Here is a 26,640-nt window from a genome sequence, read left to right on the forward strand (position 1 = left end):
AAACGGGAGGATGTATGAGTAAGGACAAGAAATTTGACAAAAATCGATCTGACGTTATCGGCAATGAATCGGATAATGAAGAGATAACAGGAATAATATCAGACGGGTTAAAAACAGATAATGACAATAGTATTAGTGAAAAAGAAAAATACGAAAGAGATATAGACAATGAGCAGGATACTACATCAGAAGATGAGTATTCTGATAACGGATCAGATGAAAGATCGGATGAAGAAGACGATGAAGATGTTGATGATCTTGAGAAAGCCTTTGAAGAAGAAACAAGGCGAATGAATGCTAAGAAGCTAAAAAGGGATGCAAGGATTCCAAAGGGTATGACACCTCAGGAATACAAGGCCCAGAAGAGGAAGGATGCTATTAAAAATATAGCAATTGCTTTCCTTGCAATCCTTCTTGTGCTTACTCTTTTTTCCAATACTATTATGAATGTCACGCTTCCTCAGGTGGCTACATCTTATGTTGCCAGCAGCGAGATAGCACCATCTATCAGAGGTACGGGAACTCTTACTGCAGGTAGTACTTATGACGTTGTGATCACACAGACTCGTAAGATTGCTACTGTAGAAGTTAAGGTGGGTCAGACCGTAAAGAAAGATCAGGTCCTTTTTACTCTGGAAGATGCAGAGTCAGAGGAGCTTGAAGCTGCAAAGACAGCAGCAGAGGATGCTAAGGATGCATATGATCTGGCACTCTTTTCAGCAGATATCCCCGCTGATGACATACTGGCTATTAAGAATGGATCTGCACTTTCTTTTGATTCATTTTTAAAAGAACTTGCTGAGGCCAATGAGAACTACTCAGCAGCACTTCAGACAGATACAGATGTTCAGGCTCAAATTGATGAGTATGAATATTATAAGAAAATAGCATCCCTGTATGTAACTGCAGATGAAGACAGGGACAAGGCTACATCAGGAACTACTACAATGTCTGATGCGGACATTGTATATCAGCAAAAGCTCCTTGAAGAGCAGATCACCAATCTTACTGAAGAGATTGAGAAGTATGATGAGATAATCAATAAGTTTGAAGCTTCATATGGTACAGACGCTCAAGTCTATGAAGACAGCTCCGAGGATTTTATCACTGAGTACAACTCATATCGCGAGGCGATAGATAATAAATACGTAGCTGAGAGTAAAAAAGGCGTAGCTGAAAGGGAAAAGGCTAAACTTGCTGATTTTGGCAATCTTGAGACAAGAAATGCTTCCTATTATGACGGACTTATAGAGTCAGCAAAGGAGAACAAGAACCAGACAGCTGCAGCTCTCACTAAAGCAGAAACTGCAAGAAAAGAAGTTCTTGCCAAGATAACAGCTGAGATAGCACTTGTTCAGAAGAGAACTGATTATGAACAGGCTAAGGCCAAGGTTGATAAGCTCGAAGAGACAGCTATAGGAGCTACAGTTAATGCTCCTGTTGCAGGTACTATCACTAATGTAGCCTATAAGGCAGGCGAGAATACTAAAGCTAACGAGACTATGGCTACCATACAGCTTGAAGGTCAGGTTCTGACTATGAGTTTTTCTGTTACAACAGAGCAGGCCAAGAAAGTCAAAGTAGGGCAGGCTGCGTCAGCTCAGAATGCATGGGCATATTCAGACCTTTCTGCAGTACTTACATCCATAACCAATGACTCAAGTGACCCTAATGGTCATAAAGTTCTTAACTTTGAAGTGTCCGGAACAGATCTTTCTGCAGGACAGAGCCTTAGCCTTGTACTTGGAGAGAACGCTGTAACCTATGACCTTGTAGTACCTAACAGTGCCATAAGAGAAGATAATAATGGTAAGTTCGTCCTGATACTTGATTCCAGAAGCACACCTTTTGGTAACCGTTATATTGCAAGAAGGGCTGATGTGACAGTTGTAGCATCAGATGATGCCAACACTGCCATTACAGGTAATATCGATCCGTATTCATATGTTATTACAACTTCAACAGCGCCTATTTCTTCAGGAGATCAGGTAAGACTTCAGGATACTAATTCATAAGACGGGTTTATTATGATCAAAAAACTATTACGAAAAGTCAAAAGAGCACTAAGCCCGTATGGAAAGCGTCTCATAGCTCTTGTCTTAATACTGGTTGTAGCCTTGCTCCTTGGAGCATATAAAGATTATGCAGTTTCATCTCTGCCTGACCAAAACGGATGGAGGAACTGGATTGATGACGGAAGCTATGGACAGATAAGTATTTACTTCAACCATTCGCTTAGTGTGACACCTGATTCTATCAGGGAATATAATTATAAGATACTTAAAGCTTTGCAGGAAGCTGCTCTCAAAGAGGAAGGCGATGAGCTTGTATATTGTTACAGTGCGCCGGGGCGAGTGACCATATCACGTGAAAGTAAGAGCGTTGACGTAAAAGCAGTTGGAGTGGGCGGCAAGTTCTTCTATATACATCCTGCAACTCTTATAAAGGGCTCTTACTTTGATCCCGAAGCCGATATGAAGGATCAGATAGTTATTGATGAAGATACTGCCTGGAACCTTTTTGGATCAAGTGATATCATCGGACAGGTTGTAGATATAGGCGGTATCCCACACTATATATGCGGCGTTGTCAGAAGACAAAGCGGCAAGATCGCCAAGGCGGCAGGACTTGATAAGCCTATAGTATATGTATCATTTCAGACACTTGTGATATATGGAACTGTGGATTCAAGTAGCTTTGATGGTGGTCAGATTCAGAGTATAGATCCAAACGAAGAAGGCATGTATATGTATTCGGGATCAGAAGAAGGCTCTGGCGGATCTACATCATCAGGTTCTAAATCTTCCGGTGATACAGGAGGTAGTACACCTGATACTTCTTCCGGAGTATCCGGCAGTGCTACAGCTTCAGGTGGATCTGGTCAGTCCACAGGCACCGGATCAGGAAGTTCAAATGGTACAACTACTTCATCAGATAATAACGACGCAGGTGGTACATCTTCGGCAAGCTCATCTGGCGAAGCAGGCAGCGAAACAGGAACAGATACATCTCCTGCGTCTGCCACAGAAACAGGACCAGCTACAGCGCAAAGATCTTCTTATTCCGGAGGAAATTATTCAGGATCGTCAGGGTCAGTACCTGATGTTATACAGCCTCTTTCCTATGGTGAGAGAGCAGAAGCTGATAGCATCAGTATAATTTCTACTAATCTAAGCGGTGTAGCAGGTATAGCATGCTATGAACTGATAATGCCTGACTCGGTTGATAACTATGCAACAAACCTTGTCAAAGATAAACTTGGATTTAAAGATAATGATGACATTATTGTAATGGATTCCAGAATGAGATTTTCGTTTGGACCTTTGATCAGTATCTTTAAAGCCTTCCCGGCAAGATCGATGCAGCTGACAGAATTCTCATATCCATATTGGGAGAATATTGCAAGAGGCTGGGAAGATATTCTGGCTATGGTAGTAATGGCTGAGCTTATACTATATGTTATAGCTTTCCTACTATTAGTATGGATAGTGGTAAGCTGGTACAACAACAGAACCTGGAAGACCAGGGATATTGTTAAGAAAGTTAATGACGCAATATATGATTTTCAGTCACACAAGAAAAGGAGAAAAGGCAATGGTAAAATCAAGAAAACTAGTTAGTCTGGCTTTATGCCTTACACTGACAGCAACTGTATTTACCGGATGCGGCAAAAAAGGAGCCCAGAAGGGATCAACTGACAATGTTGCAGATTATGACCATATCTACAGAGAAGATAAGTTTACACTTTCTGAAGAAGCAGATGTGAGTGAATTAAATAGAATTGGCGCCTACAAAGATCGAGTTTATGTATATGGTCAGTCATATGGCAGTGATGATGGAAATGGAGAATTTAAGTTTTTAAGCTTTAAGGAAGATGGAACTGACGTGAAGCAGTTCTCTGTTTCTGCCAAGGCTTCAAGCGAGAATGAAACCATCTATTTCAATCAGGCAATCTGTGATGGCGATGGCAATTTCTATATGGTCAAAAATGTGTACAACTACGGGGAAGATGAAGATAATTACGATGACTATTATCTGGAAAAATATTCTTCGGAAGGAGAACAGCTGTGGCAGAGCCAAATTACTGATACAGATATAACAGGGGATGGCATCTATATAATTGAAGGCAGGGGCGTTCTTACATATGGTGGAAGTAAGATTGGCCTGTTTTCCGAGGAAGATGGCAAACTCATAAAGGATTATGATACAGGTGTTGAATACCTGCAGCAGATTGTTCCAAAGGACAACAATGTACTTATATATACTTGGGATGATGACGTATACAAACTTCAGGAATTCAGCCTGGATGATGGTAAGGTCGGCAAAGATATTGAATTCCCCGGAAGCTTTAGCAATTATTCTTACTGCCTTCAGGGTACTTATTCGGACCTTCTTCTTCTTGCAAGAGACGGAATTTATACCTACAACTATGGAGATAGCGATGTAACATATTGCTGCTCTTATATTGATTCAGATATAAACTCTGACATGGTAGAAGGTGCTGTTCAGCTTTCAGATACAGAGTTTCTCCTTCTTCTTATGGATGAGGAAGATTATACATATAAGCTTACTAAAGTTGTGAAAGTGCCTGCCGAAGAAGCCAAGTCTCAGGAGATAATCACTCTTGCATGTTACTGGATGGATTCGACAGTAAGAAATGCTATTGTGGATTTTAACAAGTCCAATCCTAAATATCGTATATCTGTCACTGACTATTCTCTATATGACACGGATAATGACTATGGTGCCGGTGTTACCAAACTTAATACAGATATAGTTGCCGGTAATGTTCCGGATATCGTGCTTGCGTCCACGGAGCTTCCTATGGAGGCTTATGTAGCCAAGGATATATTTATGGATCTGGATCCGCTGATTGAGGCGGACAGCGAATTCGTCCCGGATGATTATCTTCAGAATGTTTTTGATTCTTTTAGAAGAGATGGCAAACTCTATTCACTTGTGCCTGCGTTCTCGGTTTATACTATAGCAGTTGCGACATCTGCTGTAGGAGGTAAGACATCATGGACTATGAAAGAGATGAAGCAGATCGCTGATTCTAAAGGAATAGAATACAAGGATATGTTCGGACTTGGATATACCAGAAATAATATCATGAGTATGGCTGTATATCTTAATGCTTCGTCATATATCAATTGGGACAAGCACGAGTGTTACTTTGATTCGGATGAGTTCAAAGAATTCCTTACATTTATGAAGGAGTTCCCTGAAGATTATGACTACTCCAACTATGAAGATACTTCGGACTATTGGAGAAAAGGAAAAGCTCTTGCAGAACTTGAGTATTTGGGCGATTTCGATTCCTATAAGGATGTTCTTAGAGGAACATTTGGCGAAGATGTTACTATGATTGGCTTCCCTACAAATGACTCAGCAGAGGGATCATCAGGAAGTGCCATCATACCTACCAATGAGATATGTATAAGCGCTTCTACTGATAAGAAGGAAGGCTGCTGGGAATTCCTTAAGAGTTTCTTTAGTGATGAGTATCAGCAGAAATATGTCGACTATGGATATTTCCCTGTAAAGAGAAGCACATTTGAAAAAATGGCTGACGATGCTATGAAACCTGAAACCTGGATTAATGAAGAAGGAGTGGAAGAGACATATACTCCTACTATGTATGTGGGTGGAACAGAAGTAGAAGTTACTCCTTTGACTCAGGCAGAAAGAGATTATATTGTAGGCTTCATAGAGGGAGTAACTGAACATGTTGTATATGATGAAGAGATATTCAATATCATCTCCGAAGAAGCTGCTGCATATTTTAATGGCCAAAAGTCAGTAGATGATGTTGCCGGAATCATTCAGAGCAGGATCAACATCTACGTTAATGAGAATAGCTGATAATTATTAGAACCAAAAACTTCCTGTACCTGATTTTGTCAAAAGAGGGTACAGGAAGTTTTATTTTTGATAATAATAATGAAAATAATATTAATTTATTGTATAATATTTTTGAGTTGTTTTTAAACAATTTGTAGAGTCACAGACTCGTATTAAGGAAGGAGACATTATTATGAGAAAGATGCACAAGATTCTTTCTGTTGCAATGGCAACTGCAATGACTATGTCACTTGTAGCTTGCGGCGGTTCAGCTGACAATGATGCTGATGTAACAGATAAGGAAGAGACAACAGAAGAAACAGGTTCTGAGGAGACAGGTTCTGAGGAGACAGGTTCTGAAGAAACTGGTTCTGAAGAGACAGGCTCTTCTGAAGAAGTTACAGATATGAAAGTTGCTATGGTTACTGACTACGGTGATATCACTGATATGTCATTCAACCAGACAACATACGAAGCTTGCAAAGCTTACTGTGACGAGAACGGAGTAGAGTTCTCATACTTCAAACCTGCTGATAACTCAACAGATGACCGTGTTTCATCTATCGAGCAGGCTATCGACGAGGGATATAACGTTATCGTTATGCCAGGTTATGCATTCGCAGAAGCAGTTGTAGAGACAGCAGAAGATAACCCTGATGTTAAGTTTGTAGCACTTGACGTATCACAGTATGACTTCGATACAGCTAATGGCGGCGAAGAGTATTCTTAGCCTAACGTATTCTCAGCTATCTATCAGGAAGAACTTCCTGGATACATGGCTGGCTATGCAGCAGTAAAGCTTGGTTATACTAACCTTGGATTCCTTGGTGGTATGGCTGTTCCAGCAGTTATCCGTTATGGTCTTGGTTTCGTACAGGGTGCTGACGCAGCTGCAGCTGAGCTTGGCATTGAAGTAACAGTTAACTACGCTTACGGCGGACAGTTCTACGGCGATTCTGATATCACAGCAGTTATGGATACATGGTATCAGGGTGGAACAGAAGTTGTATTTGCATGCGGCGGCGGTATCTACACATCTGCAGCAGAAGCAGCTCAGAAGGTTGGCGGCAAGGTTATCGGTGTTGACGTTGACCAGCAGGGTACTATCGATGGTTCTTATGGCGAAGGCATGACAATTACATCAGCTTGTAAGGGTCTTACAGCTACAGTTAACACACTTCTTTCTGCTATCCAGAACGGTGAGTGGGACAACTATGCAGGACAGATCCAGAATCTTGGACTTGTTTCAGCTGATGATCTTTCACTTAACTATGTAAGTCTTGCTGATTCTACACTCTACAACGATGACTTCACAGAAGATGATTATAAGGCACTCGTTGCAGCTATGTTCAATGGTGAAGTTACAGTTAATAACGATTCTTCCAATGCTGATCCTTCATCCCTTGGATGCAAGAACGTTAAGATTGGAACATATCAGGAAAGCATTAAGTAATTTGCTTTATTAAGGTAAAAATAAATAGACTGCGGAAATACTTGAATTTTCCGCAGTCTTTTTATAAAATGGCTTTTGATAATTTTTACTATAAAAAATTTAACTTCTCTATTGATTCTTTAATGAATTGGAATTATGATTCTAAGGATTAAAAAATATCCTGATCAGAGCTCGATAATCGATGGAATTTACAATCAGTAATTCTGGTTGCTATTTTTCATGGTTTACCGAGCTGTGGTCATGATATAGACCAGGTCGCTAATGGGAAGCGATTATTTTATATAAGGAGAATTCAGCATGCAGGATAATTACACTATTGAGATGCTGAACATCACGAAAAGATTCCCCGGAATAGTTGCAAACGACAACATATCTTTGCAGCTTAAAAAGGGCGAGATCCATGCACTTCTTGGAGAAAACGGTGCTGGTAAGAGTACTCTTATGAGTGTTCTTTTCGGATTGTATCAGCCTGAAGAAGGTATCATCAAAAAAGATGGTAAGGAAGTTAAGATCAACAATCCTAATGATGCCAATGATCTTGGCATAGGAATGGTTCATCAGCACTTCAAACTTGTCCAGTGTTTCACTGTACTGGATAATATTATTCTGGGCGTTGAAACTACCAAATACGGCTTTTTACAGAAAAAGGAAGCCAGAAAGCGTGTTATGGAGCTTTCTGAGAAGTACGGTCTTAAGGTAGATCCTGATGCGCTTATTCAGGATATTACTGTTGGTATGCAGCAAAGGACTGAGATCCTTAAGATGCTCTACAGGGACAATGATATTCTTATCTTCGACGAGCCAACAGCCGTTCTTACACCTTCTGAGATCGATGAACTTATGCAGATCATGAAGAATCTTGCCAAAGAAGGCAAATCAATTCTTTTCATATCTCATAAGCTCAATGAGATCATGTCTGTTGCTGACAGATGTACAGTTCTTAGACGTGGTAAGTATATAGGAACAGTTGATATCAAGAGTACTACCAAGGAAGAGCTCAGTAAGATGATGGTAGGCCGTGATGTACAGCTTGTAGTATCCAAAAAGGATGCCAAGCCTACAGATGTTGTTCTTGATGTTGAGAATCTTGTGGTTCCATCAAACCATCATCACAAGAATGCTGTTAACAACGTATCATTCAAGGTTAGAAAAGGTGAGATCGTATGTATAGCAGGTATTGACGGCAATGGTCAGTCTGAGCTTGTATACGGTATCACAGGTATCACCAAGTCTACAGGCGGAACTATAACTCTTGATGGCAAGGATATATCCAAGATGAGTATCCGTGAGAGGAATACATCAGGACTTTCACATATCCCTGAAGATCGTCAGAGACACGGACTTGTCCTTGACTATTCACTTGCTTATAACATGGTGCTTCAGAGATACTTCGAGCCGGAGTTCAGAACAAAGCTTGGATTCCTTAAGAAAAAGAATATCAAGAACTATGCTTCAAGACTCATAGATCAGTTCGATGTTCGTTCGGGTCAGGGCACAGCTACTATCACCAGAAGTATGTCAGGTGGTAACCAGCAGAAGGCTATCATCGCCCGTGAGATGGACAGAGACCATGATCTTCTTATAGCAGTTCAGCCTACTCGTGGTCTTGATGTAGGAGCTATCGAATATATTCACAGTCAGCTCATTAAAGAGCGTGACGCAGGTAAGGCTATTCTTCTTGTTTCTCTTGAACTTGAAGAAGTTCTTAGTGTGTCAGACAGAATCCTTGTAATGTATGAGGGCGAGATCGTTGGTGAGCTTGATCCTAAGACTACTACAAGAGAAGAGATAGGTATGTATATGTCAGGAGCCAGGAGAGAGGAGGTCAAGGCATGAAGACTAAAAAGAATATCTTAAAATCAAATGCTTTTCAGACGATCCTTTCATCGCTTCTGTGCATTTTGTTTGGTGTCATCATATGTTATATAGTACTTCTGTGTATCAATCCTGCAGGTGCTAATGAAGCGATGACAACTATCCTTCAGAATTTCCTTGCAGCATCTAAGGCAAACCTTAGACTCAAGAATTTTGGAAGTACACTTGTTAAGACAGCGCCTCTTGTTATGTGCGGTCTTTCTATTCAGTTCTGTTACAAGACCGGTCTTTTCAATATCGGAGCAGCAGGACAGTATGCTGTAGGTGCAGGTATCAGCCTTTATGCGGCACTTGCATGGAATCTTCCATGGTTTGTATGCCTTCTTCTGGCTACAGCAGTAGGTGCATTATGGGGAGCTATTGTAGGATTCCTTAAGGCTTACAGAAATGTTAACGAAGTTATCTCCGGTATCATGCTTAACTGGATAGGACTGTACCTTGTTAACATGCTTACAGGCAATGTCAAAGAGTCAACAAGCCCATATACTATTCCGATCAAGTCTGTTAGTAAGCAGTCACTTCTTCCAAGCCTTGGTCTTGAAAACCTCTTTGGTGGTAATAAGTATGTAGGAATAGCTATTCCTCTTGCTATCATCATCGCTATCGTGATCTATATCATCCAGCAGAATACAACTCTTGGATATGTTCTTATTGCTACAGGTTATAACAAGGAAGCTGCCAAATATGCAGGTATGAAGGGAAGCAAGAATATCATCATAACTCTTATCATTGGCGGAGCTCTTGCCGGTATGGGTGCAGGTATGTACTACCTGACAGGTATGGAGCAGTGGACTACTACAAGTTCAAGCGTTCCGGACATGGGCTTTAATGGTATCGCAGCCACATTCCTTGGCGGTCTTAACCCTATAGGAACTGTATTTGCAGCATATTTCATCGAGCATATCACACTTGGAGGATCTAAGATCAATCTTAACGTATATCCTTCTCAGATTGCTGATCTTATGTCAGCTATCATCATCTACCTTTGCGGATTTACTCTTTTCTTTAAGTATTGCATCAATAATTACCTTCGTAACAAGGAAGAGAGAGCTGCCAAGGCTACTGTAGAAGTTACAAAAGATGATAAAGCTAAGGAAGGAGGCGAAGGTAAATGATACCTCTGATTCAATACACACTTCTGTTCACATCAGTTCTTACACTTGTAGCACTTGGAGGCTGTTATGCAGAGCACTCCGGTGTTATCAACCTTGGACTTGAAGGAATAATGGTTATGGGAGCCTTCGGCGGCGCCCTTGCTCTTAAGAGTTTTAACGTATCTTATGCAAATGGCTCTGTTCCTGCTATAGTTGTAGTACTTGCAGCAGTTATCTGCTCTATGCTTTCAGGAATGATCTATTCCTGCCTTCTGGGTATAGCCTGCATTAATTTTAAGGCTGACCAGACACTGGTAGGTACCGCTCTTAACATGCTGGCTACAGCTGTAGCAACTATCATTGCTAAAACTATGAATACAATCGCTGATCCTGATAACGTATCAGCTACAATCTCTTATGTTAATGCCAAGAAAGCACTTCTTGTTTATTTTGGCAAGTTTGAGTTCAACTGGTTCATGGCTATTGCTGTTATCGCTCTTATTGTTGCTTATGTACTTTTATATAAGACAAGATTTGGTCTACGTCTTATGGCCTGCGGTGAGCATCCTCAGGCTGCAGATAGCGTTGGTATCAGCGTTAACCGTATGAGATGGTCAGGTGTACTTATATCAGGTATGTTCGGCGGACTTGGTGGTATCGTATATATCACAGCCGGTGTTAGTGAGTGGAAGTTCGAATACGGCGTTGCCGGATTTGGTTTCTTATCACTTGCGGTTATGATCTTCGGTCAGTGGAAACCACACCTTATCGCTCTTTCAGCTATACTGTTTGGTTTCTTCAGAGCTCTTTCAAACGTTTATACAGGTTTTGCATTTTTCAAACAGCTTAACCTCCCAAGTACTTTCTACAACATGTTGCCATACATCATCTCTCTTATAGTTCTTGCATTTACATCCATGAACTCGAGAGCACCTAAAGCTGAGGGTATTCCATACGATAAGAGTGCCCGCTAAAGACTGGACATTATATGACATTTGAGAATTATTTAAATAATAAAATAATGCTCGCAGACGGAGCGTTCGGAACATACTTTGCATCAAAGTACGGGACGGGCGCTCTTCCCGAATGCGCTAATATTACTGACCCAAGCAAAGTAATCGATATACATAGCGATTATATCAAAGCCGGGGCCAATCTTATAAGGACCAATACATTTGCCTGTAATACTTTAAATCTCGGGCCTGATATGAAGAAGCTGGGCGATCATATATCAGCCGGATGCAGACTTGCATTTATGGCTTCTTCTCTGTACTCTGATACTTCTGATATACAAGATTCAAATACAGGAATACCAAATACAGGAATTTCATATACCGACAAATCTGGATCAGATGAAAACTCTGATGCACGCATTAATGATACAAATGCTGCTAATCAGGGTAAAAGACAGATCTTTGTAGCAGGAGATGTTGGACCGATTCCATTTATTCCAGGACAGGATGATGAAAAGATTTCTGAAGAGTATTTTTTCATGGTCCAGACTATGTATAACAGCGGAATTAAGATATTCCTTTTCGAAACTTTTGCTGGAATTGATAATATTCTAAAATCTCTTAACTGGCTCAAAGAAAAAAAGGAAAACGAGCCTGATCTTTTTGTATGGGTTCAACTGTGTTCAAATCAACATGGATATACTAACGAAGGAATCCACGTTAGAAATATAATAAAAGAATTATCTGCAAAAAAGCTCGTTGATGCAGCAGGACTTAACTGCGGTATTGGACCAGCTTCCATGAGGAATATCCTTGATGAGATAGACTTCACAGGTATAAAGTATGTATCAGCATTCCCTAATGCAAGCTTCCCTCAGGGTATGCTTTCAAGGCCTATCTTTTCAGGTAATGAGAAGTATTTTGCTTCCAAGATGGAAGAGATACTGTCTCTTGGAGCTGATATTGTAGGTGGCTGCTGTGGTACAAGCCCTGACTATACATCCAAAATCGCAGAGCTGGATCTTAGTACTAAAAAGAGTCACGCCTTCAAAGGTGAATCTGATCTTAGCATCAAGGTAAGAGAGAAGGACTCTTCATTCTGGGTAGGCAAGACTTCTAAGAAACTCATAGCAGTAGAGCTTGCACCGCCCTTTGGGGCAGATGACAAAAAGCTCATGGATAGCGCCAATGCTCTTACCAAGTATAATGTTGATGCCATAACACTGCCTGACTCTCCATCAGGAAGAACAAGAGCAGATTCTATCCTGGCAGGACTTAAAGTTACCACTGAAACGGGAATAGCAACTATACCTCATATATGCTGCCGTGACAGAAATATCATAAGTCTTAGAAGCGGCCTCCTTGGAGCCTATATGAATGGTATAAGAAATGTACTTGCTATTACAGGAGATCCTGTACCGACACTTATGAGACAGGAAGCCAAAAGTGTATTTAACTTTGATTCTGTAGGACTTATGAAAGTTCTTGCAGAGCTTAACAGGGAAGAGTTTTATAAGGATCCTATCACTTATGGCGGAGCATTATCATATAACAGGCCTAACACACATGTTGAGCTGTCACGTATGATCAAGAAGATAGAAGCAGGTGCTTCCTTCTTCCTCACACAGCCTGTATTTTCTGATGAGGATATAGAGAAGCTTTCATTCTTTAAAGACAAGATGAAAGAGGTTAATTCTGACGTTAAGCTTTTCTGCGGCCTTATGCCTCTTGTAAGCTACAAGAATGCACTCTTTATTCAGAACGAAATGTCCGGTATTAATGTTCCTGATGAAGTGATTGCCAGATATAAACCTGACATGAGCCGCGAAGAAGGCGAAATGGTAGGTGTATCTGTAGTTAGAGATGTTATCGCTAAGACCAAAGACTTCAGCGACGGATACTATTTCTCTATACCTTTTAATAGGGTTTACTTATTAGATAAAATTCTTGATTAAAATATAATAATGGCATGTGTCAATCCTTTTGATTATGAAGTCTGATTCTGTGCAATCGCGCTCTTTCTATACTGCATAGGGCTTTGCCCTGTAATCTTTGAAAACCTTGTGGAAAAGTTGGATTCATCATTGAATCCGACTTTAACTGCTATCTGGCTTACGGGTAGATCTGTTAGATCAAGAAGCTCTCTTGCCTGCGTAATGCGGTAGTTGGTCAGAAAGTTATAGGGAGTTGTACCCATATACTGTCTGAATAGCTGCAGGAAGTAGGACTTACTCATGTGAGCCTTTTTTAACAGATCCTGCATACTTATCTCTTCCTGATAGTGTAGCCTTATATATTCTGCGATGGCTTCCATTGTTTTTTTATGGTCATTGCCATGCTCAGTGTTCTCTGAAAGAAGGCTCCTGACCATTCTGTTAAGTATTCTATGAACATACATACCGCTTGAAAGAGCAGATTCTGTGGTTTCTTCAGGGAGCTTTCCCAGCATACTTTCAAATATATCTCTTGTAGACCTTGGAATGTGAACGCTGCGAAGCTTTCCGTCTGGAATAAGATACGGCTCCATAGCCTTAACACCTGCACCGTCGGCATGAATCCAGTAGTGGTGCCACTTGCCGGCTTCTTTATAGGTTCCATAGCTTTGAGGTGTTCTGCAGTTTAGAAGAAGGGCTTCGCCTTTTTTAAGAAGGATAGTATCCCCTCCTTGGCTTATCTGACCGCAACCTTCGATGGTATAGAAGATGAGATAGCTTTCTTTGTTACCTCTTGAAGTTGAGAATTTCTCCCTGCCATAGAAAAGGCCTGCTTCGGTTACGACATAAGGCTGTGAGAGAGCTGCCTGGCTGGGCGTTGTTCTTTGCCATATGCTTCCTTTTTCGACATCCATTGTATAAGTTAACATGAGGATTCTCCTGCAAATATAATGATAAAAACGTACGTTTTAATAGTAACATAATCGTTGTCACAATGAGCAAAATGTTGTTTATTGCATAATGATAATACCAAAAGAACTATTAAATGTATGAAATAAAAAGAAAACTATGTGACTAATAAATAAATTGCGGTAATATATTTGATGTGCCTGTATATTGCCGAAAAAAGATGCTACATTTCGGCAATACATCTGAAAAAATAGTATATTGCGGCAATATATTCTATAAAACTTGATATATTGCCGCAATATATTTATAATAGAGTTAAGTGTAACAAGAACATAGCTTCTGATTATGGAGATTATATGAAAACCAGCAAAGAAATCGCAATTAAATGGGGATTATCAGAACGGACAGTTTCATATTTGTGCAGTAATGGGAGAATTCCTGGTGCATATAAAGAAGGAAGATGTTGGCAGATTCCTGACAATGCTAGGAAACCGTCAGATAGCAGGGTTAAAACTGGCGGATATAAGAAAAAGGTTTCAGCGCAAGGATCAGATGCAGATAATTTTAACGGAGATGATACTGATATTTCCAGAAAACCTTTACCAATAGGTATCTCTGACTATATCCGTGCGCAATCTGAATATTACTACGTTGATAAGACTTTGATGATAAAGGATTTTTTGGATAAAAAGCCATTGGTTTCACTGTTCACCAGACCTAGAAGATTTGGTAAGACTCTCAATATGGATATGTTAAGAGTTTTCTTTGAAAAGTCAGAAGAAGATACTAGTATTTATTTTAAAGATAAGCAGATATGGGCCTGTGGAGAGACGTATACAAAACATCAGGGGAAATATCCAGTCATTTTTTTGTCTTTCAAGGATGTAAAATTTGATTCCTGGAAAGCTACTTTGTCGAAGATATCAGCAATCCTTCAAACGGAATATGGCAGACACGGTGAACTTGCAGACAGTTCTAAACTGGCTGATTATGAAAAGGTATATTATAACAAGATAGTAAGTGGCTTGGCTGACGAAGTAGAGCTATCTGCAGCTTTGGAGAATCTTTCCAGGATGCTGTTTGAACACTATGAGACTAATGCCGTAATAATCGTTGATGAGTATGATACGCCTATACAGGAAGGGTATTCCAAAAACTTCTATGACGAGATCATAGGTTTTATGCGTAATCTTTTCTCCGGAGGATTTAAGGATAACAAATATCTTGCATATGGCTTCTTGACAGGGATCTTACGCATAGCTCAGGAGAGTATTTTCAGTGGATTAAATAATCTTTCTGTCAATACTATATTGGATAGTGATTTCGAAAGCTTTTTTGGCTTTTCAAGTTCTGAAGTACATCAGATGCTGGAATACTATGGATGTGCCCACAAGGAAAGTGAGCTGCAACAGTGGTATGATGGGTATATCTTTGGGGATCAGGAAATTTATAATCCATGGTCTGTTATCAATTATATATCAAAAGGGTGTGTTCCTCAGGCGTACTGGGTTAATGCGGGTAGAAACGAAATCATAGAAGATGTTATGAAGACGTCTTCTGATGATGTCTATGAAAGACTACTTGCTTTAATGCAGGGTGATAGAGTGGTAGCAAGGGTCAATCAGACTACTGTTTATAGATCGCTTTCTGATGATCCGGCAAATATATACAGCATACTCCTGGTTGCAGGCTATCTGAAAACTGTCAAAAAGCAGCTTCAATCAGATGGAAGCTACATGTGTGAAATCGCTATTCCCAATAACGAAATATTTGCGGTCTATAAGTCTGAGATACTATCATATTATACAAGCATAGGAATTATAAAGGATACGACTTCTAATGTTATAGCAGAGAGCCTTTATTCCAATGATAAAAAAAGACTTCAAAAAGCTATTGGCGAATATATGACTAAATCAATAAGTTTTTACGATGCCGGAGCAGAAGGGTTTTATCATGGACTTGTTCTTGGACTCATAGCTCTCATGGACAATCAGTACAAGATAAAGTCTAATCGTGAATCTGGTGATGGCAGATATGATGTCAGCCTTTTTCCTAAAGACAAAGAGCATGCAGGAATAATTATGGAAATAAAATGGGAAAAAGATTTAGATCAAAAGGCGTTATCTAATCTGGCAGGCAAAGCACTGTCACAAATAGATGACAAGCACTATGACACTGAAATGGTACAGGCTGGAATTAGTGATATCATCAAACTTGGCATGGCATTTTCGGGAAAAGAAGTTGCGATAAAAACAAGATAATCGGAGTAAGACAGATGGCTAAAGCTAAATATGAAAATATCTTTAAAGATCTTAAAGAGAAAATAGAATCTGAAGAATACGAATATCAGTCGATATTACCATCTGAAAATATACTTGTACCTGAGAGCGTATTTGCTTATAAGAGAAGTCTTGAAGAGAAGGCAATTTATGTATATGGAAACCTCGACAACAACGAGGTAGAAGTATCCATAGGGGAAAAACTTTCTAAGGGAAGTATACTAATACAAAACTATAATAGAGATATAGATCTTAAAGCGCATTCCATGACACTGAAGCCATACGAGTTTGTTGCAGTTATAGTCTAGTATGATCTGGAAGTGCCTGGGCTGTTTAAATTTAGAAGTTGTTCTCTCAGAACAAAAACTCTCGGTATTGTGAGATTTACTCACTGCCGGGAGTTTTTAGTATTAAAAAACTGCCATCAGTTTCCTGGTGGCAGTTTTTTGCGTTAATTATTACAAATATTATGCATCAAAAATGTATCATTTTCATGAAATAAAAAAACATTTATGAATATGATTGATTTGATATAACAAGTATTGTAGATTGAATGATATCTATTTGATTAGTGCTTGGCACTGCAATTTTGCTAGAGGGGAAGACATCTTATGGAAAAAAGAAATTGTATTTTGGGGCAGCTTGAAAATATAGAATTTGCGGTTATATTTACAAGGTATCAGGATAAGTGGGTGATGTGTTGGCACAAGTATAGAAAGAGCTCCGAGAATCCCGGGGGACATGTAGAAGAAGGCGAGAGTGCTATGCAGGCTGCAAAGCGTGAATTGTACGAGGAGACTGGTATTACAGACTGCGACATCATTCCATTATGGGATTATGAACAGCTATGGGATGATGGGATTCATAAGAACAATGGACGTGTATATCTGGCGATTGCACACTGCCTTGGAGAACTTCCTGAAAGCGAAATGGATAAAATTGAACTTTTTGATGAAGTTCCTGAAAATATTACGTATGATAGGGAACTTGCGACTAAGGAGTTTCACATGGCAGAGAATATTTTAAGGGCATGGGAGATTGTGAAGGTGGTTAAATGATTAAACATCCAATTAATCCGGTATATGACAACAATTCAAGAATATTAGTACTAGGCAGTTTTCCGTCAGTGAAGTCCAGGGAGGTAATGTTTTTCTATGGACATCCACAGAACAGGTTTTGGAAGGTGACTGCGGCGGTATTTGGTGAGAGTGTGCCACAGACAATTGATGAGAAAAGAGCTTTTCTATTAAGAAACCATATTGCAGTGTGGGATGTGATCGCGTCCTGCGATATTGAAGGATCTGCTGATTCAACAATTAAGAACGTAGTAGCTAATGATCTGTCTGTAATACTGGATAATGCGCCTATTGAAGCAATCTTTGTTAATGGTAAGACTGCAGAGAAATATTACAAAAAGTATACAGAGAAAGTGACTAATAGAAAAGCAATATGCCTTCCGTCTACAAGTCCGGCTAACGCAGCATGGTCAGTGGATAAACTGGTGGAGGCATGGAGCGTGATAAAGGCAGACATAGTAAAGGAGGAGTAAAGAGATGATAACTAGAAACGAAGCATTTGAACTTCTTAAAAAGTACAATAAGGATTCTTTTCATATCCAGCATGCGCTGACAGTGGAAGCTGTTATGAAATGGTACGCCAATGAACTTGGATATGCAGATGAAGCTGAGTACTGGGGAATTGTCGGACTTCTTCATGATATTGATTTTGAGCTTTATCCCGAGGAACATTGCCTTAAGGCACCAGAGCTTTTAAAAGATGGGGGAGTTAGTGATGATATCATTCATGCTGTATGTTCACACGGATATGGAATCACTGTGGGATGCGGTGTGACTATTGATGTTGAGCCAACTCGTGAGATGGAGAAGGTTCTTTTTGCAGCAGATGAACTTACAGGACTTGTATGGGCAGCTGCTCTTATGAGACCTTCGAAGAGTACTAAGGATATGGAGCTGAAATCTCTTAAGAAAAAGTATAAGAGCAATGGATTTGCTGCAGGCTGCTCAAGAGAGGTCATTGAACGTGGCGCGGCACAACTTGGCTGGGAACTTGATAAACTTCTCGAGATGACACTTAAAGCTATGGCTGAGAGTGAGGATCTGATCAATGAAGAGATGGCTGCGGTTGCGTGAAAAATTACTACCATATAGCAGAAAGCCATTATTATTTATGAATTTATTTGATTTTCAGAAATAGTCAATCTTGATATTTGAGTTGTAAAAGGTACTAAATAGTGTAATATATAGTTAGAAAGGTCTCCATTAACCTTCGGATTATCCGTAAAGAGATGAGCTTTAATGAGTGGGAAGCTTTGAGCTTCCCACATTTTTTTGAATATTAGGAAGATACAATTTTAGAACAAATAGCCCTCAATTGAAATTTGTGCATTCAATTGAGGGTTATTTGTTTTTTGTTAAAGAGTGGACTTTTGCAAAAGTCTTTCGGACTTTGAACAATGGTACAGGCACTATATGACGTTATAATCAGTATTAGGTCAGGCCAAATAATAAATATAGTTCTAGATAAAGCAAAATTGGAATAATACAACTATTTTTCGGCATTAGATTCATTGGAATAATACAAAAAGAATCAACGCCGACTTATTGGAGTAATATCAATTTGCTATTTAGAACAATACTAAAAATATGGGAGATAGCTATGGGACTAAATCACTTAGCGGTTGATATAGGAGCTTCCAGTGGCCGACACATTATCGGTAGAGTAGATAATGGCATTATGAAGCTGCAGGAAGTCTACCGATTTGAAAATGGGGTATCTGAGAAGAACGATCATCTGTGCTGGGATATAAATTTATTGTATCAAAATATTATAGATGGTATCAGAGAGTGCAGAAACCAGAATCTCACGCCGGATACCATGGGAATTGATACCTGGGGAGTTGATTTCGTGCTTCTTGACAGCGATGGGGAAATCCTTGGTGATACAGTCGCTTACAGAGACGAAAGAACAGATGGCATCAGGCAGGAGCTTGAAGATAAGGGCATCCTTTCTTTTGACGATCTGTATTCTAAAACAGGAATCCAATATCAGAAATTTAATACGATCTATCAGCTTGTGGCACTTCAAAAAGAGCATCCTGAATACATGGAGCAGGCAGAGAGCTTTCTCATGATTCCGGATTATCTTAATTATAAGCTGACAGGTATAAAGTCTAATGAATATACCAATGCTTCTACGACTGCGCTTGTGGATGCAAAGACCTGCGACTGGGACTATGAACTTATAGAAAAGCTCGGTCTTCCAAAGAAGATATTCGGTAAACTTTCAAGGCCTGGTACAAAGCTTGGAAGATTTACTCAGGAAGTCAGGAACTATGTAGGTTTTGACCTTGATGTGATACTTCCGGCTACCCACGATACAGGTTCTGCATATCTTGCTGTTCCTGCAAGGGATGACAAGGCAGTGTTCCTGTCATCAGGCACATGGTCACTTATGGGAGTTGAGAACAAAGAATCTATAACAAATGGCGAGTCTAAGGAAGCTAACTTCACCAACGAAGGTGGCTATAACAATACTTATAGATATCTTAAGAACATCATGGGACTTTGGATGATCCAGTCTGTAAGGCGTGAGATCGGTGAGATTACAGGCACAAAGCCTTCTTTCCCAGAGCTTATTGAAGCAGCTAAGCAGGCAAAAGATGTTGACGTAGTGCTTGATGTTGATGATGCAAGATTCCTTGCACCTAAGTCAATGATAGATGAAATAAAAAATGCCTGCGAAGATGCCGGAAGACCGCTTGCCTGTACCAATGAAGATTATCACTATGGTAAGGAACTCTTGGACAGAGAAAAAGATAGTAAGAAATTATCAGATATAGACAAATCAGGAAAAGATAATCCTGATGTAAAAAAATCTGAAGCAAGCGATACTCCAGGTAGCCTTCCTGCAGGAACAGGCGAAGTCATGGCAGTAATCTACAATTCTCTTTCTGATGATTACAGAAGAACTGTTAAGACGCTTGAAAAACTTACCGGTAATAAATACACATCCATCAACATTGTTGGTGGCGGATCACAGGATATGTACCTGAACCAAAGAACCGCTCAGGCGACAGGACTTCCTGTGTTTGCAGGACCAACAGAAGGAACAGCTCTTGGAAACCTGATAGTGCAGTTTATATGCTCAGGAGAGTACAAGGATCTTCAGGAAGCAAGAGATGCAATAAAGAAGAGCTTTGATATTAAATGTATTGAAGACTAAGTGATATCAGTTGAATAGCTATATAGATAATAAGTATTTGATATAAAAACTATATTTAACAAACATCGAATAGAAAAATCGAAGCTACAAGCCTTGAATTAAGGCTAAAGGAGGAAAAATGAGTTACGCAGAAGCAAAAGAGATTTACGCCAGTTATGGCGTTGATACAGAAAAAGCAATTTCACTTCTCAGAAATAAAGAGATCAGCATTAACTGCTGGCAGGGAGATGATGTTGTTGGATTTGATAATCCAAATGGAGGAGCTGGAGACGGCATTGCAACAACAGGTAATTATCCGGGACGCGCCAGAACATTTGAAGAGCTCAAGGCGGATTTCCTTGAAGCTATAAGCCAGATCCCCGGCAAGAAGAGGATCAATCTTCATGCCTGCTATGCAATCTATGATGATGAGCATCCATGGGTGGACCGTGATGAGCAGACATATGAGCACTTTAAGCCATGGGTTGATTTTGCCAAGGAGCATAACCTTGGAATTGACTTCAATCCTACTATTTTTTCACACAAGATGATGGTTGATGGTCTGTCACTTTCATCTCCAAAGAAAGAGGTTCGTGATTTCTGGATACGTCATGCAATTGCTTCAAGAAGGATTGCAGAGAGAATTGGTCAGGAACTTAATGACATGGTACTGAACAATGTATGGATTCCGGATGGCTTTAAGGATATTCCTGCTGACCGCCTTACACCAAGACTTCGTCTTAAAGACTCTCTTGATCAGATCTTTGCAGAGAAGTGTCCACATGTTATTGACACTGTAGAATCCAAGTTCTTCGCAATAGGTGTTGAGAGCTATACAACAGGATCTAACGAGTTCTATATGAGCTATGCAGCAACTCACCCCGGTGTATACAACCTTCTTGACATGGGACACTATCATCCAAGTGAATATGTAAGCGACAAAATTCCTGCGCTTCTTCCATTTTTTGATAAGATACCGCTCCATGTGACAAGACCTGTTAACTGGGATTCAGACCACGTAGTTCTCCTTCAGGACGAGCTTATTGAAGTCATGAAGGAAGTTGTAAGGAATGATGCTCTTGATAAGGTTATTCTTGGTCTTGACTTCTTCGATGCGTCTATTAATAGAGTAGCAGCCTGGGTTATCGGAACTCGTGCTACGCAAAAGGCTCTTCTTTTAGCCCTTCTTCAGCCAAATGAAGAGCTAAAGAAAGCTCAGGATGATGCTGACTATACTAAGCGTCTTATGCTTTCAGAAGAGATGAAGTCACTTCCATGGTCCGACGTTTGGGCAGAATACTGCAAACGAGAAAACGTCCCTGCTGATAAGTCCTGGTACGACGAGATCAAGCGCTACGAACAAGAAGTGCTTTCAAAGAGAGCATGAAGTTTGAATACATTAAAAAGTAAATATCATAACTATAAACAATTCAAACTTTCTGTTTGTATTTGGAACTAGAGTGTTACAGGCAGATGGCATGATCATCCGGATTCAATGGAAAGTTTGAAAAACACAAAGGAGGAGAGATTTATGGCAAATCGTATCGTACTTAACACAGTTTCTTATCATGGAAAAGGCGCAATTGAAGAGATTCCGGGCATTGCAAAGAGAGAGAACTTCACCAAAGTTTTCGTATGCTCAGATCCTGATCTTGTAAAGTTTGGGGTTACAGCCAAGGTTACAGATCTTCTCGAAAAAGAAGGCATTGCTTATGAGCTTTTTTCCGGAATCAAACCAAACCCAACAGTAGAGAATGTTGTAGAAGGTGTTGAAGCTTATAAGAAGGCAGGCGCTGACTCTATCATAGCTATAGGCGGCGGTTCATCCATGGATACTGCCAAGGCTATCGGTATCATCATCACAAACCCTGAGTTTGCAGATGTTCGCTCGCTCGAAGGCGTAGCACCTACCAAGAACCACGCTGTAAAGACTATCGCAGTTCCTACAACAGCCGGTACTGCTGCAGAAGTTACTATCAACTACGTTATCACAGATGTTCAGAAGCAGCGTAAGTTCGTATGCGTTGATGAGCATGATATCCCTGCATATGCAGTTATAGATCCTGATATGATGAGCTCTATGCCCAAGGGACTTACAGCAGCTACAGGCATGGACGCTCTTACACATGCTATCGAAGGCTACACAACCAAGGGAGCCTGGGAGCTTACAGATATGTTCCACTTAAAGGCTATCCAGCTTATCGCTGACAACCTTAGAAAAGCTGTTGAGAATGACCCTGAAGGTCGTGAGAAGATGGCACTTGCACAGTATATCGCAGGTATGGGATTCTCTAACGTAGGTCTTGGAATTGATCATTCTATGGCACACACACTTTCTGCTCACTATGACACACCACACGGCGTAGCATGTGCTATGTTCCTGCCTATCTCTATGGAATACAACCGTGATTACACTGGCGAGAAGTACAGAGAGATCGCAAGAGCTTTCCATGTAGAGGGCGTTGACAACATGTCTCAGGAAGAGTACCGTGATGCCGCTATTGCAGCTGTTCGTAAGCTCTCCAAGGATGTAGGTATTCCGGAAAAGAATGAGAAGATCAAGGAAGAAGATCTGTCACAGCTTGCAGATGACGCACTTGCAGATGCATGCTGCCCAGGTAACCCAAGAGAAGCTACAAAGTCTGACGTACTTGCTATGTTCAGAAAACTCATGTGATGTGCGTTTAATCCTGAATGGGTAAACGCTGTTCTTCTAAAGAAGAGTCAATAAATATACGTTTAATCATAAGTGTTTAAATACATTCTTCTAAAGAAGAACTTGGTATTATTTGAAGAACTAATAAAAACTTAAAGAGGTTTGTCATGTTTAATATTCTAGAAGCACCTTTTATGATCGAGATGATCAGAACAGTTACCAATATGTATGCCCATGGCTGGGACGAGCGTAACGGAGGCAATGTCTCACTTCTTCTTGAAGAAGAGAAGATCAAAGACTACGTAAATACTGATGCGGTTATCCGCACTATAGATATCCCTTTTGATGCAACAGCCCTTATTGGAAAATACTTTCTGGTAACAGGTACAGGCAAGTATTTTAAAAATGTCCAGTATGATCCTGAGAAGAACATGGGACTATTCAGAATCGGTAAGGACGGGCACACAGCAGAGCTTTTGTGGGGATATAATGACGGCGGAAGATTTACATCAGAGCTTCCTGCTCATCTTATGAGCCATATCACACGTCTATCAGTAGATCCTGACAATCATGTAGTTATGCATTGCCATCCTACCAATCTTCTGGCTATGACTTATGTTCATGACCTTGATGAGAAGAAGTTCACTCATACACTCTGGGAGTTCTCTACAGAATGTATTGTAGTATTCCCTGACGGTGTTAACGTCCTTCCGTGGATGCTCTGCGGTACAAATGAGATAGGGCAGGCTACTGCAAAGAAGATGGAGACAGCTCGTCTTGTTGTCTGGGCAGCACATGGTATCTATGGTGCCGGCAAGGATCTTGATGAGACCTTCGGACTTATAGAGACAGCTGAGAAGGCTGCCGAAGTATACATGAAGTGCGCAGCGCTTCCTAAGGTCAATACTATCAAGGATTCTGAACTGAAAGAACTTGCAGATTTCTTTAAAGTTACTCCAAGACAGGGATATCTTGATATTTAAGACTTGGTAAAAAGTATAGATTCCTGTTTTTTCTCAGAAATCCAAAATTATACTTTATTAACGAACAAGAAGGTTGCTGCATTTTGTGGCAGCCTTTTTGCGTGGATATTGCAAAGACCTTACATAGGCATCGAATATTTATAAAATTGTGCAATTTTATGGTCAAATATTACCAAAAATGTTATAAAGGGGTGCATTAGGAAGCTATATGGATTATAATAGACTGGTAATGGAGTATACTAATTGTATACACAAAAAGCTTTAATTGTTTGAACTTGTTTTTGGGTTAAGAAAGCATATAGAGAATATTTGTGGTAGTTTTCTTAAAAAAATTTTTGTTTAAAATGCCCATGAAATAAAACTTATTATTTTTGTTTAAAATGCCGATATAGTATCAGATTGCAATAACTATAAAGAAATAGCTGAGGACTTTATGCAATATAACATTTCTTTTGACATATGCGCAATTGTAATATTTGTATTTGTTCTTGTGTTGTTCCTCGCAAGAAAGAATTATGCCACCAGTTCCAATGCAGCTTACCTCATCCTGCTGGTGGATTCTCTTGTTGCGGCTGTTTCTGATGCGATTACCGGCTATACAATCCCTAATGCGGACAAGGTTCCTGTTTTCTTTAACTATTTTATCAATTCCGTGTTCTTCCTATCTATGAATACCGTACTGTTCTGGTATTGCTATTATCTTCTGAGGATTATATACAAGACCAGACCATTTACTATGCTCAACAAGATATTCCTTATTGTGTGCGGTATGGTAGATGTTCTCCTTATATTATCCAATCCTTGGACCAAAGCTATATTTTATTTTGACGGATATGAATATTGTTCGGGAGATTTTAAGATCGTCTTGTACGCTGTATCTTTATTTATGCTCCTAAACTGCGTCTTTGAGACCATCAGGAACAGAGATTCTCTCAAATTCGGACAGATAATGGGAATGGTGTCTGTTACTGTAGGCAATTTATTTTCCGTTATATTCCAGATGTTCCATCCCAATCAGCTTATAACTTCTTTTACTGTATCCATGGCTCTTCTTGTAATATACATGTCGATTCAGGATGTTGACAATTATGTCGATCCCCTCACAAGAGCCTTTAATCAACAGGCATTCGAGGATACTTTGAGCGGATTTGTTAAGACTAGGAACCCTTTTACCATAGTTACGGTCAAGCTGCAGGACTTTAGGAAAGTCAATGAGACGGCAGGCATCGTAGCAGGTAACAGGATCCTTGAGATGATAGCTTCAAGGCTTAGGAATATTGTTGGCAAAGAGAACCTGTTCTATAATTCAGGAACCCGCTTCACAGTCCTTATCCATGATAAGGGAATGGATGAGAATTCTATCATATCCCAGATCAAGTTCGACTTAAGAAGAGAGTTTCAGGTTGGCGATATAGAGCTAAGGCTCCGTCCTCAGCTTATTGTGGTCAGATATCCTGATCATGGCAAGACTTCATTCGAACTTGAGGATGCCATCACATATTGTATGAGGCAGCTGGAGAAGTCCAATACCCAGGAAGTTATCTATGCCGATTCTCTTATTCTCAAGCAGGTCAAAAGAAATGCGGACATGGACCGCATCATGCGCGAAGCTATGCATAACTATGGCTTTAAGGTTTTCTACCAGCCTATAAGAGATGCAGCAACAGGAGAGTATCACTCTTGCGAAGCGCTGCTGCGCTTGTATGATGAAGACTACGGATTTATAAGCCCCGAAGAGTTCATTCCAAGGGCTGAGAAGAGCGGACTTATAATAGAAATAGGCGAGTATGTCTTTGAAGAAGTCTGTAAGACTATAAGGAGTCGCAAGTTCGAAGAGCTTGGCATAGATTATGTCGAGATCAATCTGTCTGCTGTTCAGTGTATCCAAAGAGATCTTAGGGACAAACTACAGATTATCATGAAAAGATATCATGTAAAGCCGGAAATGATCAATCTTGAGATAACAGAAACAGCTGCAGTCTCATCAAGCGAACAGCTCCTTGATTTTATGAATGTCATGCTTCATGGCGGTATCAGGTTCTCGCTTGACGACTATGGATCTGGTCTTGCCAATATGAATTATCTTCTTATGTATCCTTTTAATATAGTGAAGCTTGATAAGATGCTTATCTGGAAGGCGTTCAGTCAGGAGAGAGCGCTTGTGGCACTCAAGTACACTATCGAGATGCTTAAAGAGCTAAATTATGAGATAATCGCAGAAGGCGTAGAAACTAAGGAACAGGCTGATGGTCTTGCAGCTATGGGATGCGACAAGTTCCAGGGATTTTTGTATTCAAAGCCTATTGAGAAGGATGAGTTTGTGGAATTCATCAGGAAAAACAAAGCAGAATCTTATGGAGACCAGAACAATGAAGCTGCACAATGATCTATGAGAGTCTGGTCAGAAATCTATATAAAAAGAATTGGCTAATAAGTACG

18 protein-coding genes and 1 pseudogene are annotated in these 26,640 nt (G+C 40.1%); 18 read left to right on the plus strand and 1 reads right to left on the minus strand.

The window, feature by feature from the left end:
* Nucleotides 1-14 precede the first annotated feature (14 nt).
* The 8 genes and pseudogenes from BMX21_RS00445 (at nt 15) to BMX21_RS00480 (ending at nt 13,174) form a co-directional block, all read left to right on the plus strand.
* Nucleotides 15-2,015, plus strand: a complete 2,001-nt coding sequence (locus BMX21_RS00445) for an HlyD family efflux transporter periplasmic adaptor subunit (protein ID WP_092039978.1) — start codon at nt 15-17, stop codon at nt 2,013-2,015.
* A gap of 12 nt (nt 2,016-2,027) precedes the next feature.
* Nucleotides 2,028-3,620 (plus strand): ABC transporter permease, encoded by a 1,593-nt coding sequence (locus BMX21_RS00450; RefSeq protein WP_092039982.1) that lies wholly within the window; start codon nt 2,028-2,030, stop codon nt 3,618-3,620.
* Nucleotides 3,595-5,865, plus strand: coding sequence for an ABC transporter substrate-binding protein (locus BMX21_RS00455; RefSeq protein WP_177173872.1), 2,271 nt, complete (start codon nt 3,595-3,597; stop codon nt 5,863-5,865). The genes BMX21_RS00450 and BMX21_RS00455 overlap by 26 nt, the downstream gene beginning before the upstream one ends.
* Before the next feature lie 397 nt (nt 5,866-6,262).
* Nucleotides 6,263-7,297: pseudogene (locus BMX21_RS00460) on the plus strand (BMP family lipoprotein).
* A 297-nt stretch (nt 7,298-7,594) separates the two neighbouring features.
* Nucleotides 7,595-9,133: an ABC transporter ATP-binding protein gene (locus BMX21_RS00465; protein WP_092039990.1), complete on the plus strand. Its 1,539-nt coding sequence runs from the start codon at nt 7,595-7,597 to the stop codon at nt 9,131-9,133.
* Complete coding sequence (locus BMX21_RS00470; RefSeq protein WP_092039995.1) at nt 9,130-10,287, plus strand: ABC transporter permease; 1,158 nt, start codon at nt 9,130-9,132, stop codon at nt 10,285-10,287. The genes BMX21_RS00465 and BMX21_RS00470 overlap by 4 nt, the downstream gene beginning before the upstream one ends.
* The gene (locus BMX21_RS00475; RefSeq protein WP_022754641.1) at nt 10,284-11,240 is read left to right on the plus strand and encodes an ABC transporter permease; all 957 of its coding nucleotides are present in this window, start codon (nt 10,284-10,286) and stop codon (nt 11,238-11,240) included. Before BMX21_RS00470 ends, BMX21_RS00475 begins: the two co-directional genes overlap by 4 nt.
* A 14-nt stretch (nt 11,241-11,254) precedes the next feature.
* Entirely contained in the window at nt 11,255-13,174 is a 1,920-nt protein-coding gene (locus BMX21_RS00480; protein WP_092039998.1) for a homocysteine S-methyltransferase family protein, read from the plus strand.
* Nucleotides 13,175-13,206: 32 nt separating this feature from the next.
* Here the strand turns inward: BMX21_RS00480 and BMX21_RS00485 are convergent, their stop codons facing one another.
* Nucleotides 13,207-14,082 carry an AraC family transcriptional regulator gene (locus tag BMX21_RS00485; protein WP_092040001.1) on the minus strand — a complete coding sequence of 292 codons (876 nt, stop codon included), beginning with the start codon at nt 14,080-14,082 and terminating at the stop codon, nt 13,207-13,209.
* Nucleotides 14,083-14,418: 336 nt separating this feature from the next.
* On the opposite strand from BMX21_RS00485, the gene BMX21_RS00490 reads away from it, so the two are divergent.
* The 10 genes from BMX21_RS00490 to BMX21_RS00535 all read left to right on the plus strand — a co-directional run bounded on the left by BMX21_RS00490 (nt 14,419) and on the right by BMX21_RS00535 (nt 26,587).
* Nucleotides 14,419-16,323: an AAA family ATPase gene (locus BMX21_RS00490; RefSeq protein ID WP_092040005.1), complete on the plus strand. Its 1,905-nt coding sequence runs from the start codon at nt 14,419-14,421 to the stop codon at nt 16,321-16,323.
* A 14-nt stretch (nt 16,324-16,337) separates the two neighbouring features.
* Entirely contained in the window at nt 16,338-16,649 is a 312-nt protein-coding gene (locus tag BMX21_RS19900; RefSeq protein ID WP_092040008.1) for a hypothetical protein, read from the plus strand.
* 303 nt (nt 16,650-16,952) lie between these two features.
* Nucleotides 16,953-17,399, plus strand: coding sequence for an NUDIX domain-containing protein (locus BMX21_RS00500; RefSeq protein WP_092040011.1), 447 nt, complete (start codon nt 16,953-16,955; stop codon nt 17,397-17,399).
* Complete coding sequence (locus BMX21_RS00505; RefSeq protein ID WP_092040015.1) at nt 17,396-17,890, plus strand: DNA-deoxyinosine glycosylase; 495 nt, start codon at nt 17,396-17,398, stop codon at nt 17,888-17,890. The genes BMX21_RS00500 and BMX21_RS00505 overlap by 4 nt, the downstream gene beginning before the upstream one ends.
* Before the next feature lie 4 nt (nt 17,891-17,894).
* Nucleotides 17,895-18,491 (plus strand): hydrolase, encoded by a 597-nt coding sequence (locus tag BMX21_RS00510; RefSeq protein WP_092040020.1) that lies wholly within the window; start codon nt 17,895-17,897, stop codon nt 18,489-18,491.
* 526 nt (nt 18,492-19,017) lie between these two features.
* Nucleotides 19,018-20,583 (plus strand): rhamnulokinase, encoded by a 1,566-nt coding sequence (locus BMX21_RS00515; protein WP_092040024.1) that lies wholly within the window; start codon nt 19,018-19,020, stop codon nt 20,581-20,583.
* A gap of 118 nt (nt 20,584-20,701) precedes the next feature.
* Nucleotides 20,702-21,949: an L-rhamnose isomerase gene (locus tag BMX21_RS00520; protein ID WP_027204048.1), complete on the plus strand. Its 1,248-nt coding sequence runs from the start codon at nt 20,702-20,704 to the stop codon at nt 21,947-21,949.
* Between the two features lie 144 nt (nt 21,950-22,093).
* Complete coding sequence (gene fucO / locus BMX21_RS00525; RefSeq protein ID WP_092040029.1) at nt 22,094-23,239, plus strand: lactaldehyde reductase; 1,146 nt, start codon at nt 22,094-22,096, stop codon at nt 23,237-23,239.
* A gap of 146 nt (nt 23,240-23,385) precedes the next feature.
* Entirely contained in the window at nt 23,386-24,201 is an 816-nt protein-coding gene (gene rhaD / locus BMX21_RS00530; RefSeq protein ID WP_022754652.1) for a rhamnulose-1-phosphate aldolase, read from the plus strand.
* Nucleotides 24,202-24,634: 433 nt separating this feature from the next.
* Nucleotides 24,635-26,587, plus strand: coding sequence for a GGDEF domain-containing phosphodiesterase (locus tag BMX21_RS00535; protein WP_092040033.1), 1,953 nt, complete (start codon nt 24,635-24,637; stop codon nt 26,585-26,587).
* Nucleotides 26,588-26,640 lie beyond the last annotated feature (53 nt).

Source organism: Butyrivibrio sp. TB (assembly GCF_900110805.1).
In the GTDB taxonomy this organism is placed as follows: Bacteria; Bacillota; Clostridia; order Lachnospirales; family Lachnospiraceae; genus Butyrivibrio; species Butyrivibrio fibrisolvens_C.

Bases quoted from the DNA above. Each gene is read 5' to 3' on its own strand.
- BMX21_RS00480 (WP_092039998.1), top strand. From the start codon at position 11,255: ATGACATTTGAGAATTATTTAAATAATAAAATAATGCTCGCAGACGGA.
- BMX21_RS19900 (WP_092040008.1), top strand. From the start codon at position 16,338: ATGGCTAAAGCTAAATATGAAAATATCTTTAAAGATCTTAAAGAGAAA.
- BMX21_RS00510 (WP_092040020.1), top strand. From the start codon at position 17,895: ATGATAACTAGAAACGAAGCATTTGAACTTCTTAAAAAGTACAATAAG.
- BMX21_RS00485 (WP_092040001.1), bottom strand. From the start codon at position 14,082: ATGTTAACTTATACAATGGATGTCGAAAAAGGAAGCATATGGCAAAGA.
- BMX21_RS00450 (WP_092039982.1), top strand. From the start codon at position 2,028: ATGATCAAAAAACTATTACGAAAAGTCAAAAGAGCACTAAGCCCGTAT.
- BMX21_RS00505 (WP_092040015.1), top strand. From the start codon at position 17,396: ATGATTAAACATCCAATTAATCCGGTATATGACAACAATTCAAGAATA.
- BMX21_RS00445 (WP_092039978.1), top strand. From the start codon at position 15: ATGAGTAAGGACAAGAAATTTGACAAAAATCGATCTGACGTTATCGGC.
- BMX21_RS00475 (WP_022754641.1), top strand. From the start codon at position 10,284: ATGATACCTCTGATTCAATACACACTTCTGTTCACATCAGTTCTTACA.
- BMX21_RS00535 (WP_092040033.1), top strand. From the start codon at position 24,635: ATGCAATATAACATTTCTTTTGACATATGCGCAATTGTAATATTTGTA.
- fucO (WP_092040029.1), top strand. From the start codon at position 22,094: ATGGCAAATCGTATCGTACTTAACACAGTTTCTTATCATGGAAAAGGC.
- BMX21_RS00455 (WP_177173872.1), top strand. From the start codon at position 3,595: ATGGTAAAATCAAGAAAACTAGTTAGTCTGGCTTTATGCCTTACACTG.
- BMX21_RS00465 (WP_092039990.1), top strand. From the start codon at position 7,595: ATGCAGGATAATTACACTATTGAGATGCTGAACATCACGAAAAGATTC.
- rhaD (WP_022754652.1), top strand. From the start codon at position 23,386: ATGTTTAATATTCTAGAAGCACCTTTTATGATCGAGATGATCAGAACA.
- BMX21_RS00515 (WP_092040024.1), top strand. From the start codon at position 19,018: ATGGGACTAAATCACTTAGCGGTTGATATAGGAGCTTCCAGTGGCCGA.
- BMX21_RS00520 (WP_027204048.1), top strand. From the start codon at position 20,702: ATGAGTTACGCAGAAGCAAAAGAGATTTACGCCAGTTATGGCGTTGAT.
- BMX21_RS00470 (WP_092039995.1), top strand. From the start codon at position 9,130: ATGAAGACTAAAAAGAATATCTTAAAATCAAATGCTTTTCAGACGATC.
- BMX21_RS00490 (WP_092040005.1), top strand. From the start codon at position 14,419: ATGAAAACCAGCAAAGAAATCGCAATTAAATGGGGATTATCAGAACGG.
- BMX21_RS00500 (WP_092040011.1), top strand. From the start codon at position 16,953: ATGGAAAAAAGAAATTGTATTTTGGGGCAGCTTGAAAATATAGAATTT.